The organism is Massilia scottii, assembly GCF_030846495.1.
Lineage (GTDB): Bacteria > Pseudomonadota > Gammaproteobacteria > Burkholderiales > Burkholderiaceae_D > Telluria_A > Telluria_A violaceinigra.
The window spans coordinates 26070-38178 of sequence record NZ_JAVCWM010000003.1; the positions used below are offsets into that span (position 1 = coordinate 26070).

Consider the following 12109-nt stretch of genomic DNA (forward strand, 5'->3'; position numbering starts at 1 on the left):
CTTACTTGAGCAAGCCTTCGTCGCGCAGCGCCTGCTGCACCAGGGGACGCTCGCCCACGCGCTTGTGGAACGCTTGCAGCAGCGGAAAGGCCGACAGGTCGAACTTGACGATATTCGCCCAGTTCAGCACGGTAAACAGATAGGCATCGGCCACCGTGAACCGGGCGCCGGTCAGGTACTCGCGTCCGTCGAGCATGCGTTCGACATAGCCGAAGCGCAAGGTCAGGTTGGCGCGCGCATAGCCGGTCAGTTCTGCGCCGGCGTTGGGACGGAACAGCGGGCTGAAGTTCTTGTGCAGCTCGGTCGAAATGAAATTGAGCCACTCGATGAGCACGTAGCGCTCCGGGGTGCCGGCGGCCGGCGCCAGCTTTTTCTCGGGAGCCAGGTCAGCCAGGTACTGGACGATGGCCGGGCCTTCGGTCAGCAGCATGCCCTGTTCGGTGTCGAGGGCGGGCACGTATCCCTTGGGATTGATGGCGCTGAAGTCGGCCCCGCTGGCAGTGACCTTCTTTCTCAAATCGACGCTTTCGGTCGTGAATGCCAGCCCTGCTTCGAGCAGGACGATGTGGGGAGAGAGGGAGCAAGCACCGGGACTGAAGTACAGTTTCATGATGGTCCTTTGAGAGGCAAATGGGCGCAGCCAGCATGCCTGGCGCGGAGACGGGGGCGGCACCCGGCAAGGGCACGGCCAAAGAATGGCAAGCGTACAATAAAACGAGCGCTCGCGCTTGGGCACGCGCAAGGGTGGCGCTCAGCGCCTGCCGCGGGCGACGCTCATCCGCCGCAACCGGCTGTCAAGCCTGTACGCCCGGCCCCGCCGGAAGGGTGTCGGCATTGGTCCCGTCCCCGGCCTTGGCCCCGGCTTTGGCCTCGGCCTCGCCATCGACCGGCGTCACGCGCGGGATGCGCAGGGTGAAATGGGTGCCCTGCCCCAGGGTACTGCTCACGGCGATGGTGCCGATGAACTGCTTGACGATCAGGTTGTACACGATATTGAGGCCCAGCCCGGTGCCGCCCTGGCCGCGCCGGGTGGTGAAAAACGGGTCGAAGATGCGGTCGAGCGCCTCCGGGGCGATGCCCCTGCCGTCATCCTTGACGTGCAATTCGACCACGTCGCCGTCGAGGCGGGCGCTGATCATGATTTCGCCGGCGGTATCGACCTCGAACGCGTGCTCCACGCAATTGAGGGTCAGATTGGTGATGACCTGGGCGAAGGCGCCCGGATAGCTGTCGAGCACGATCTCGTCGGGGCAATTGAGCACCAGCGTGATCGGGGTTTTCTTGAGCTTGGGCTGGAGGCTGGAGACAATTTCTTCGATGTATTCGTGCAGGCCGAAGGGGCGGCGCGCCTCGCTGGTCTGGTCGACCGCGATCTGCTTGAAGCTGTGGATCAGGTGCGCCGCGCGGTAGCAATTGTTCATGATCAGGCGCGCGCTTTCGCTGGCCGTCTCGACGTAGCGCAGGATATCCGACTTTTTCAGGCCGGCGCCGTTGACGGCAACTTCCAGCTCGTCGGTGGCGGCCTTGAGCACCGAGGCGCTGGTCAGGGCGATGCCGACCGGGGTGTTGATTTCGTGCGCGACCCCGGCCACCAGGCTGCCGAGCGAGGCGAGCCGTTCAGCCTGGAGCAGGGATTCCTGGGTCTGGCGCAAGTCCTGCAGCGCCTGGGCGGTCTGCTGGGCCGAGCGGCGCGCCGCATCTTCGGCTTCGCGGATGCGGCCGATGGTCGATTTCAAGCGGCGCTGGATCTGGTTGAAGCCGCGGATCACGTCGCCGAGCTCGTCGCGCCGGTTCTCGGGCAATTCCTCGACCTCGTCGCTGCCGCGCGTGGCCAGGTCGAACAGGCCGTCGCGCAATTGCTTGAGCGGCTCGAACACCACCCGCAGCGACAGCGCCAGCGCCGCCACCAGGATCAGGTCGAGCACCAGCACATCGATCACCTTGCGCATCAGCTCGGACGCGAGGGTCTGGTCGATCTGGGCGCGGCTGAAATTGATCACCACCCGCCCTACCGACACCGGCTTGATCGAGGCGCTGGCCGAGCCGCCCTCCAGGAACACCAGCGGGGCGTCGACCGCCTGGCCGCCCGGTTCCGGGGCGCGCTCGACCGCCACCAGCTTGCCGTCCGGCGCGCGCACCTTGCCCGCGAACAGGCCGACCGAGCTGTCGTAGACGCGGATCGACACCACCTCGGGCGGCAGCATTTCGGCTTCGACGATGCTGTCGACCTTGGATTTGTCCAGGTCCCACAGGGCCGATGGCAGACTGATCTGCAAACGCGTGATCACGCCCTTGCGCAAGCGCTGGTTGCTTTCTTCCAGCGCCTTGCCCAGCGAATACTGGGTAAAGCTGCCGGAAATGCTCAGCACCAGGGTGACGATCACCACGAAGAGCAGTTTCAGCCGGCTTTGAATACTGAACATCCGATTCCTCCCGATCACCAGCGTATGCGCGCGATGCATCTCCGAATGTACGGTAAGCCCTTCCCCTTGGCAAGAAATTGAGGTGCCTACCTGTGCAAACTAAGGTTTTTGCGTGGCGCACAGCCCGGATCAGCAATGGTAAGATCGTAGCATTACGAGGGAGGATGCCTATGAGCGCAGCTTACCAGCACCTGGCCCTGGCGGAAGTGGAGCCGGGAATGGTTTTGTCCGACGACCTGCTCGACCGCCAGGGGCAAGTCCTGCTGCCCAAGGGCGCCATCCTGACCGACCGCACCATCGCCTTGCTGCCGAGCCACGGCATCGATGCCGTGCCCGTGCTGCGCAGCGGCGCCGCGGCGCCGGCCCCGGCCGCGCCGCGTAGCGCGTCCGACCTGGCGGCCAGCGGACAGCGCCTGGCCAGGCTGTTTCGCAAGCACCAGCCGGAAGACGCGCACGACTGGGCCACCAGCGCCCTGCGCCGCTACGTGGAAGATTACCGCGCCGCGCGCGAGGTCGCCTTGTGAGCGCCATCGTGCTCGACGACGTGCTGCGGCGCCTGGCCGACCTGCCCTCGCTGCCGGCGGTGGTGATGGAACTGCTCACCAGCATCGACCAGGAAGACATCGACATCACGGTGCTGGCCAGGAAAGTCTCGCACGACCAGGCCCTCACCGCCAAGACCCTGCGCCTGGCCAATTCCTCGCTGTACGGCTTGCAGGTGCGCGTGACCACCATCCAGCAGGCGATTACCTACCTCGGTTTCCAGACCACGCGCAACCTGATCACGGCCTCGGCCCTGACCGGCTGCTTCGCCGAGGGCCGCTGCCCCGCCTTCGACCACAAGGCGTTCTGGCGCCACTCGATCGGCACCGCCTGCTGTGCCAAGGTGCTGGCGCGGCGCGTGCGTTTCAACCAGGATTACGCCTTCACGGCCGGGCTGCTGCACGACATCGGGCGCCTGGTGCTGGTGAGCAGCTATCCGGATTTGTATCAGCAGGTAATGCAGTTCCGCGCGGTCAACGACACGTATGTGCAAGATGCCGAGATGGCGGTATTGGGTGTGGACCATGTGCAGGCCGGCGTGGCGCTGGCCGAGCACTGGAATTTTTCGGATACGATGAAGATGGCGATCGCCTTCCATCATGATCCCGGCGCGCCTGATGCAGGCTTGCTGGCCACTATCGTGCATGTGGCCAACGCCGTCGTGCATGCGCTCGACCTGGGGCGCGAAGACGACGATCTGGTGCCCGCGGTGTCGCCGGTTGCATGGACCGCATTGGGACTGAACGAAGAATGCTACCTGCAAGTGTTCCGCGAAACCGAACTGCAGTACGAAGAAATCACGATGATCCTGATGGGCTGACCGACCCGCCTCTGCGTGCAGAGGCGGAATCAGGCGCCCCGTTCCGCTGGCATGACAGCTGAAACCGCCATGCCGGAGGACTTAGTGCGCATAGTTACCGGACGTCGAGGCGTCTGGTGGCGTGCTTTTTTCCTCGGTCGCCTTTGGACGGCCTTGGGCATCCGACAGGCGATACTTGGTGCGGCGGTCGCCCATCAGGTCGCGCAGGTCGCGGATGCTCATGCCGGTCACTTCGTGCATGCGGATCAGGAGCGAGGCGCCAACCGGCAGACGGTGGTGGCGGATCTTGCTGATGACCGGTGGCGCGACTTCGAGCATGCGCGACAGCGCAGCATCGTTTTTCAGTTGCATCTTGCCAAGCAGAATGTCGAGCAGGTGGTTGGGGTTATAACTTTCCTGTGATGCCAGAGCATGGTGTGCCATGATTTACCTCGTGGTGAGTGGTTGAAATAATGCCGTTACGAACTATGTTAAAGACCCATACGCGTCTTAATAAGTTCCCGGAAAATCGCCCTTGAGCGTGATTAAACAGAATAAATCTGATAACTGGCTTAAAAGCACGTTCCCGGATCGTATGCGCTCTGCGCTACTCACTTCCAACGCACTTGAATTGCAAACTAATTATGAGACTCATATGCCTTTAGTACAACTTACCCGCGCATAGGTGTCATTGTTTGAAATCAAGGTATCCGCCGGAAAGCTTGTCACATAGTCATTTCAACACATGGGGATAAATTGTGGCGCACGCAAGAACATTTCTTGTGTTCAGTCCGCCTTGAGAATTCCATCGGAACTCATTGATTTACAAGAAGAAATAGGTAGTGTGCAATGAAGCAATTGTGAAAGATTATTGTGCGAAACTTTTCTCCGCGATACGCAAGAGTGACGGGTGGCTAGCTCGACCGTTGATTTTGCGCAATGAACGGCCCCCGGAAGCGTGCATGTCGCGGGAATGGCCGCCCCCGCTGATTTACGATAAACTGGCAACCCCGCCTGAAACCAGGCTGCAGCGCCACGTTGATCATTCCATGCAGAAAAAAGTCTTCATCAAAACCTTCGGTTGCCAAATGAACGAGTACGACTCGGACAAGATGGCCGACGTGCTCGGCGCTTCCGACGGCCTGGTACGCACCGACACGCCGGAAGACGCCGATGTGATCTTGCTCAATACCTGCTCGGTGCGCGAAAAAGCGCAAGAAAAAGTGTTTTCCGATCTCGGCCGCCTGCGCGAGCTCAAGCTGGCCAGGCCCGACCTGCTGATCGGGGTCGGCGGCTGCGTTGCCTCGCAGGAAGGCGCGGCCATCGTCAAGCGCGCGCCCTACGTCGACATGGTGTTCGGCCCGCAAACGCTGCACCGCCTGCCGCAGATGATGCGCGAGCGCCGCGCCAGCGGCGACGCCCAGGTCGACATCAGCTTTCCCGAAATCGAAAAATTCGACCACCTGCCGCCGGCCAAGGTCGACGGCGCCTCGGCCTTCGTGTCGATCATGGAAGGCTGCAGCAAATACTGCAGCTACTGCGTGGTGCCCTACACCCGCGGCGAGGAAGTCTCGCGCCGCTTCGAGGATGTGCTGACCGAAGTGGCCGGCCTGGCCGCCCAGGGCGTGAAGGAAATCACCCTGCTCGGCCAGAACGTGAACGCCTTCCGCGGCGTCATGGAAGGCGGCGACGTCGCCGACTTCGCCCTGCTGCTCGAATATGTGGCCGACATTCCCGGCATCGAGCGGATTCGCTTCGTCACCAGCCACCCGAAGGAATTCACCCAGCGCCTGATCGACGCCTACGCCAGGATCCCGCAACTGGTCGACCACCTGTACTTGCCGGCCCAGCATGGCGCCGACAATGTACTCAGTGCCATGAAGCGCGGCTACACCGGCCTCGAATACAAGTCGATCATCCGCCGCATCCGCGCGGTGCGCCCGAACATGTCGATTTCGTCCGACTTCATCGTCGGCTTCCCGGGCGAGACCCAGGCCGACTTCGACGCCATGATGAAACTGATCGCCGACGTCGGTTTCGATACCAGCTACAGCTTCATCTTCAGCAAGCGCCCCGGCACCCCGGCCGCCAACCTGGCCGACGACACCCCGCACGAGGTCAAGCTGGCGCGCCTGCAGCAGCTGCAGGCGGCGATCGACGCCAACACGCGCAAGTACAGCGCCGCCATGGTCGGCACGGTGCAGCGCATCCTGGTCGAAGGCCCGTCCGTGAAGAACGCCGCCGAACTGCAGGGCCGCACCGAAAACAACCGGGTCGTCAATTTTGAGCCCGGCATCAATGCGAGCGCGCTGATCGGCCAGATGGCCGACGTGCGCATCACCGAGAGTTTTAACTACACCCTGCGCGGCGAACTCGTTGCGCGCGGTGACACTTTAGCCTGCGCCAGTTGAAAACCAAGACACCCATCCAGCCTCACTACTTCATTCCCGAGCCGCTCGACAACACGCGCCTGGCCCACCTGTGCGGCCCGCTCGACGAAAACCTGCGCCAGATCTCGTCCGCGCTCGACGTGACCATCTTCCGGCGCGGCGAAAAATTCATCGTCAGCGGCCATAACGCCGAACACGCGGTCCAGATCCTGGAACGCTTCTACGAGGTCGCCAACAAGGTCGTCCCGATCGAGGAAGTGCAGCTGGCGCTGGTCGAACAGCGCTCCGGCCTGCACAACCAGCACAGCCCGGACAGCACGCCGACCGAAGCGCTGCCCGACATCGAAATCAACAGCCCGGTACTGAAAACCCGCCGCCACGACCTGCGCGGGCGCACCCCGCACCAGATCCAGTACCTGCGCTCGATCCTCGAACACGACATCAGCTTCGGCGTCGGTCCCGCCGGTACCGGCAAGACCTACCTGGCGGTGGCCTGCGCGGTCGATGCGCTCGAACGCGATGCCGTCAAGCGCATCATCCTGACCCGCCCCGCGGTGGAAGCGGGCGAGCGCCTCGGCTTTTTGCCGGGCGACCTGACGCAAAAAATCGATCCGTACCTGCGCCCCCTGTACGACGCGCTGTACGACCTGCTCGGTTTCGACCGCACCCAGAAAATGTTCGAGAAACAGGTGATCGAGATCGCCCCGCTGGCCTACATGCGCGGACGCACGCTCAATCACGCCTTCGTCATTCTCGACGAAGCCCAGAACACGACGGTCGAACAGATGAAGATGTTCCTGACCCGGATCGGCTTCGGCAGCAAGGCCGTGGTCACCGGCGACGTCACCCAGGTCGACCTGCACAAGACGCAAAAGAGCGGCTTGAGCGACGCCGTGCATGTGCTGAAAGACGTGCGCGGGATCGCCTTTACCCAGTTCTCGAGCGCCGACGTGGTGCGTCACCCGCTGGTGGCGCGCATCGTCGATGCCTACGAGAGCGCCGCCTCGGTCGACGACCTGGTCGCCTTGCCGAAACCTGCCGCAGCTAAAAATGTCCGCAAAAAATAAGCTTTCCCTCTCGGTCCAGTATCCGGACGCCCGCCTGCAGGAATCGATCACGCGCCAGAAAGTGCGGCGCTGGGTGCAGGCGGCGCTGTTCGCGCCGGCCGAACTGACCATCCGCTTCGTCGACGCCGAGGAAGGCCGCATCCTCAATCGCGACTACCGCGCCAAGGATTACGCCACCAACGTGCTGACCTTCGCCTACAACGAAGGCGAAGACATCGGCGAGGATGAGCCGACCCGCGCCGACATCATCCTGTGCACCGACGTGCTTGAAAAAGAAGCGCTGGAACAGAAAAAAACCGTGGAAGAGCACAGCGCCCACCTGATCGTGCACGGCGTGCTGCACGCGCAGGGCTACGACCATGACGACGACGACGAAGCAACCGAGATGGAGCAGCTCGAACGCGACATCCTCGCCGCCCTCGGCTACCCCGACCCCTACGCTTCCTGATGCTCCGCGTGGGCACGCCGTGTCCACGCATCCCGCCCCCCCGGCGGGGGCGCGCCCCACCCCACCGTATTTGCACAGCCATGACCTGCGTCCGGATTCGGCAGCGCTTCCACCATGGCACCTGTCACTTTCATGCCACAATGCTAACACTTTGATGGACCCGGGACAGGCCTCTGAAGTACCATACGGAAAAATTTAAATCGTCAGTACGGCGGCGCTCCTGCGCGGCACAGCACCTTTTCCTGGACCTCCGTGACCACTTTTCTTTACCTGCAGCGATTCGCCAACGGCGAGCCCGCAGCCATGCCTTTCGATGTCCTGATCTCCATCCTCGCGCGCCACGGCAAACTTGGGCGCGGCTTGTACGACACTGAAATCACCTTCGCAGCCGGCCAGACGGCCGCCGGCGCCACCATCATCGGCGAGCGCACCGGCGGCGCGCTGTGCGTCGGCTTCGAGCGTCCGCGTTTCGACGCGCCCCTGCGCGCGCTGGTGTGGGAGTGCATGCGCGAATTGGGCTGCGCCGTCTTCGACGACGCGCTCGACATGGTCTGCACGCCGCTGCACGGCGCCCCCGGCCTGCCGCCGGCCATCGGCGCCGCCTGCGCCAACGGCGTGCGGCGTATCGACAGTGCCCAGCAGCTCTGGCCCGAGCAGCTCGAAGCGAGCCTGCCGGCCGTGCCCCCCCCTGGCCTGGCCTACGCCAACGCCAACCGCAACGGCCCGCACCTGCAGTTGTTCGACGAGGGCGACGCTGCCGCCAACGCCTTGACGATCGAGCTGGCGACGCGGCCGGAGGCCTGCAATACGGCCACCCTGCGCGTGCTGCGCAACCTGGCCGCGCGCGTCGACGCCGCGATCGGCGCCAACCCCGGGCACCAGCCGTTCTACCGCTTCGCGCACGACGCAAGCTCGCTGCTGTTCCTCGCATCGGCGCAACTCGGCCCGCTCGCCCACAGCGCCACCATGGTCAGTCCCGGGCCGGGCCTGAGCGCGCACCGCCCCGGTTTTGCCAGCGACCGCGAGGTATATGCGAGCGCCCACGCCGAACAGGCCAGGCTGGTCGCGCACGTGCACGACAAATACCGGATCGCCCTCGATGGCAGCGGCACCAGCATCACCGTGCTGGCCGGCCTGCTCGACAAGCTGCACGTCTTCTACATGCACGAACGCAGCAAGCAGCCGGCCAACGCCGCCTTCAGCAGCCCGATCGCCACCAGCTGGGCCATCCGCGCCGGCTGCTACCTCGGGTCCGTGATCGCCAGCCAGATCGGCGGCCAGTGGGGCTACGTCACGCGCGGCCAGCAGCGCCTGATGGTGGTGCGCACGCACCGCGCTCGCGTGTGCCATCCGCACCTGCAGGTGCTCGACCACATCGTCAACGGCACCCGCGACAGCGTGGCGCGCTGGTATGCCCAGTTGGCCGTGAGCGACGCCAGCGCCTGCGCGCGGGTCGACGACATGGCTTGCCGCATCCCGCGCCTGTGCGCCATGCTGCTCGGACAGGACGCTGTCGCGGACGCCGCCGGCCTGCCGCTCGAAGCGCAGCTGCGGCGCGATCAACTCGACTACAGCTTCGCCTCGCTGCGCCCGCTCGAAGCCTGGCTGGTGCAGGTGCGCCAGCGCCACAGCGCCGGCAAGGTTGCGGCGCCGCTGCTCGCGCGCCTGGTCGACGCGGCCGGTGCCTATCTCGGTGAAGTCATCCGCAGCAATACGCCCGACCCCAGCCAGTGGCAATGGATGAACTACGACGACATGGTGCGCGCGCATCCGGCCTTTGCCCGCCAGCGCCCGCGCGCGCGCGATTTCCTGGTTTTTCTCGACAGCGTCGAACACACCACCTACCCGCTGGCCACCGTCAGCGCCTTGCTGACCGATGCGCGCGCCGAATCGCTGCAGGACTACGCGCGCAAGCTGCTGCCGCAGGGCGCCGACGGTGCCAACCCGCTGGCGCCGGGCGATATCGAACAATGGCCGGCCGAACCCAGGATGGACCTGGCGCTCGACCAGATCCGCAACGCCGTCCTGAAGTGGCGCCGCGCGGCCACGCCGGCCGACTACGGCACGATGTACGCGGACAATCCGGGCTGGCTGGGCAACGACAGCCTGGCCGACATCTACCGCCGCCAGCACCTGCTGCTCGAACGCGGCATGGTGGTGTGGGCGTCGCTGGTACAGGCCAATAACGCCCTGTTCGCCGAGGGACCGCACGACATGCCGGCGCTGCTGGCGTACAGCCTCGATCGCCATTTTGAAGCGCGCCCGCAAGCCCTGCAGCGCGTCTCGCAAGAGCTGTCCGCGTACAAGGGCAAGGGCAAGGATACCCCGGCGCCGCTGCAGCACATCACCACCTGCCTGGCCAATGAGCTGCAACGCCCGCAAGACCTGGCGGTGCCGGACATGCTCACGCGCCGCCGCGTGATGATCTCGGCCTTCCTGGCGATCCGCAAGCACATGCCGGCCGACGTGATGCAGGGCGCGTGGTTCCCGGTGCTCACGCACCCGGACACCTTGTGCCTGATGATCGCGCCGCGCCAGTTCTGGCCGCAGGAACTGGTCAGCGCGTGGAAGGGCGGCGCGATGGTGTAACGGCGGCCGGTGCGGCAATGTAGTATTTCCCGCACTCGCGCGCGGCTTGCGGGCCTACATGAAAAGGTAAATCCGCTCACCCGGTTTTGTACGGCATCGCACTGTAGCAATCGGCAGGACAGGCTCTACTTGGTTTTCTCAAAAAGAGGAAAACCAAGACAGGAGGAACCTGCCAATGACAGCAGCAAAGACAGCCGCAGCAAACGACGTACACGGTACGACATCCGCATGGCTCGCCACGGCGAGCCTTCCGCGCTACTCCCCCCTGACGAGCATTGAACGCGCCGATGTCTGCGTGATCGGTGCCGGCATCGCGGGCCTGACCACTGCCTACATGCTTCTGCGTGAAGGCAAATCGGTGGTGGTGCTCGACGCCTTCGGCGTGGGCGCCGGCGAAAGCGGGCGCACCACCGCGCATTTTTTCCCGCCCGACGAACGCTTTTTCGACATCGAACGCAGCTTCGGCAGCGACAAGGCCGCGCTGGTGGCCGATTCCTACCGCAAGGCCACCGACTGCGTCGAGTCGATCGTCCGCACCGAGCATATCGACTGCGAATTCGAGCGGCTCGACGGCTACCTGTTCAATCCCGACGGCGTCTGGAGCGACATTCTGGAACGCGAGTACGCGATTACCACGCGCCTCGGTTTGAACGTGCGCCGTTTCGAGCGCGTGCCGGGCCTGCACTTCGATACCGGTCCGTGCCTGCGCTTTGCGCGCCAGGGCCAGTTCCATCCGCTCAAATATCTCGACGGACTGGCGCGCGCCATCGACCGCCTGGGCGGCCGCATCTACGACCGCACGCGCGCGCTCGACCTGCGCGGCGAGCAGGCGCGCCAGCGCGTCACGACCGAACATGGACAGGTCGATGCGGCGGCCGTGGTGGTGGCGACCAATACGCCGTTCAACGAACGTGTTCTCATGCATACCAAGCAGGCCGCCTACCGCAGCTACGTGGTGGCGCTGCGCGTGCCCAAGGATGCGCTGCCGCGCGTGCTGCTGTGGGATACGGGCGACCCGTATTACTACGTGCGCCTGGCGTCGGCCGGCAGCGGCGCCGACCATGAACTGCTGATCGTGGGCGGACGGGATCACAAGAGCGGGCAGGATGCGCATCCGCAGCATCGCTACGACGAGATCGAAGCGTGGACGCGCCAGCGCTTTCCGATCGCCGGCGAGGTGGCCTGCCGCTGGTCGGGCGAAGTGATGGAGCCGTCCGACGGCATCGCCTTTTTGGGCCGCTACCGCGCCGGCCAGGAGAACGTGTACATGATCACGGGCGACTCCGGCAACGGCATGACGCACTGCACGGCCGGAGCGATTCTGGTGACGGACCTGATCGTCGGACGCAGCAATGTGTGGGCCGAGCTGTATTCGCCGTCGCGCAAGGTGCTGCACGGGCTGGGCGATTTCATTACCGGGCAGGCCAACACGCTGGCGCAGTACACCGACTGGCTGCGCGGCGGCGATGTGGAAAGCGCCGACCAGATTGCGAGCGGCGAAGGCGCGCTGCTGCGCGATGGCGGGCGATTGCTGGCCGTGTATCGCGGCGAGGATGGCGGGCTGCAGGCGGTATCGGCGGCGTGCACGCACCTGGGCTGCGCGGTGCACTGGAACGCGGGCGAGAAGTCGTGGGACTGCCCTTGCCACGGCTCGCGCTTCGCGCCGGACGGCGAGGTGCTGCACGGGCCGGCGAGGCGCGCGCTGACGGCGGCCACGCTGGAAGGAGAAACGGGTGCTGGGACGCATCCGGCAGCGGAGGACGAGCGCAGGACTGATTGACGCTAACGTCGCCCGCGCGCCAAGGCGGCACTCGGCGCGGGGGCGACGGGGGATCGCCTGCGAGGGGGGC

The 12109-nt window shown here is 64.8% G+C and carries 10 protein-coding genes; 7 read left to right on the forward strand and 3 right to left on the reverse strand.

Annotated elements, in window-relative coordinates:
• Nucleotide 1 precedes the first annotated feature (1 nt).
• Both gstA and RBA41_RS04325 read right to left on the reverse strand, forming a co-directional pair.
• Entirely contained in the window at nt 2-610 is a 609-nt protein-coding gene (gstA, locus tag RBA41_RS04320; protein ID WP_306621406.1) for a glutathione transferase GstA, read from the reverse strand.
• Nucleotides 611-794: 184 nt separating this feature from the next.
• Nucleotides 795-2423 carry a sensor histidine kinase gene (locus RBA41_RS04325; protein ID WP_306621408.1) on the reverse strand — a complete coding sequence of 543 codons (1629 nt, stop codon included), beginning with the start codon at nt 2421-2423 and terminating at the stop codon, nt 795-797.
• 170 nt (nt 2424-2593) lie between these two features.
• Between RBA41_RS04325 and RBA41_RS04330 the strand changes: the two genes are divergently transcribed.
• Nucleotides 2594-2947 (forward strand): hypothetical protein, encoded by a 354-nt coding sequence (locus RBA41_RS04330; protein WP_306621410.1) that lies wholly within the window; start codon nt 2594-2596, stop codon nt 2945-2947.
• On the forward strand, nt 2944-3786 hold the full coding sequence (locus RBA41_RS04335) for an HDOD domain-containing protein (RefSeq protein WP_306621412.1): 843 nt from the start codon (nt 2944-2946) through the stop codon (nt 3784-3786). The genes RBA41_RS04330 and RBA41_RS04335 overlap by 4 nt, the downstream gene beginning before the upstream one ends.
• An 81-nt stretch (nt 3787-3867) precedes the next feature.
• On the opposite strand, the gene RBA41_RS04340 is transcribed toward RBA41_RS04335, so the two are convergent.
• Nucleotides 3868-4209 (reverse strand): hypothetical protein, encoded by a 342-nt coding sequence (locus tag RBA41_RS04340; RefSeq protein ID WP_099875234.1) that lies wholly within the window; start codon nt 4207-4209, stop codon nt 3868-3870.
• 605 nt (nt 4210-4814) lie between these two features.
• Between RBA41_RS04340 and miaB the strand changes: the two genes are divergently transcribed.
• From miaB to RBA41_RS04365, 5 genes are all read left to right on the forward strand, one after another.
• Complete coding sequence (gene miaB / locus RBA41_RS04345; protein ID WP_306621416.1) at nt 4815-6176, forward strand: tRNA (N6-isopentenyl adenosine(37)-C2)-methylthiotransferase MiaB; 1362 nt, start codon at nt 4815-4817, stop codon at nt 6174-6176.
• Nucleotides 6173-7222: a PhoH family protein gene (locus RBA41_RS04350; protein ID WP_306621418.1), complete on the forward strand. Its 1050-nt coding sequence runs from the start codon at nt 6173-6175 to the stop codon at nt 7220-7222. The genes miaB and RBA41_RS04350 overlap by 4 nt, the downstream gene beginning before the upstream one ends.
• Nucleotides 7206-7670, forward strand: a complete 465-nt coding sequence (gene ybeY / locus RBA41_RS04355) for an rRNA maturation RNase YbeY (protein ID WP_306621420.1) — start codon at nt 7206-7208, stop codon at nt 7668-7670. The genes RBA41_RS04350 and ybeY overlap by 17 nt, the downstream gene beginning before the upstream one ends.
• A 252-nt stretch (nt 7671-7922) precedes the next feature.
• A complete protein-coding gene (locus tag RBA41_RS04360; RefSeq protein ID WP_306621423.1) occupies nt 7923-10259 on the forward strand; it encodes a hypothetical protein in 2337 nt (778 codons plus the stop codon).
• 175 nt (nt 10260-10434) lie between these two features.
• Nucleotides 10435-12039, forward strand: coding sequence for an FAD-dependent oxidoreductase (locus tag RBA41_RS04365; RefSeq protein WP_306621425.1), 1605 nt, complete (start codon nt 10435-10437; stop codon nt 12037-12039).
• The last annotated feature ends 70 nt before the right edge of the window (nt 12040-12109 follow it).

What these genes read in the sequence shown, in the direction of transcription:
- RBA41_RS04365 (WP_306621425.1), top strand. Translation starts at nt 10,435, where the DNA reads ATGACAGCAGCAAAGACAGCCGCAGCAAACGACGTACACGGTACGACA.
- RBA41_RS04325 (WP_306621408.1), bottom strand. Translation starts at nt 2,423, where the DNA reads ATGTTCAGTATTCAAAGCCGGCTGAAACTGCTCTTCGTGGTGATCGTC.
- gstA (WP_306621406.1), bottom strand. Translation starts at nt 610, where the DNA reads ATGAAACTGTACTTCAGTCCCGGTGCTTGCTCCCTCTCTCCCCACATC.
- RBA41_RS04330 (WP_306621410.1), top strand. Translation starts at nt 2,594, where the DNA reads ATGAGCGCAGCTTACCAGCACCTGGCCCTGGCGGAAGTGGAGCCGGGA.
- miaB (WP_306621416.1), top strand. Translation starts at nt 4,815, where the DNA reads ATGCAGAAAAAAGTCTTCATCAAAACCTTCGGTTGCCAAATGAACGAG.
- ybeY (WP_306621420.1), top strand. Translation starts at nt 7,206, where the DNA reads ATGTCCGCAAAAAATAAGCTTTCCCTCTCGGTCCAGTATCCGGACGCC.
- RBA41_RS04340 (WP_099875234.1), bottom strand. Translation starts at nt 4,209, where the DNA reads ATGGCACACCATGCTCTGGCATCACAGGAAAGTTATAACCCCAACCAC.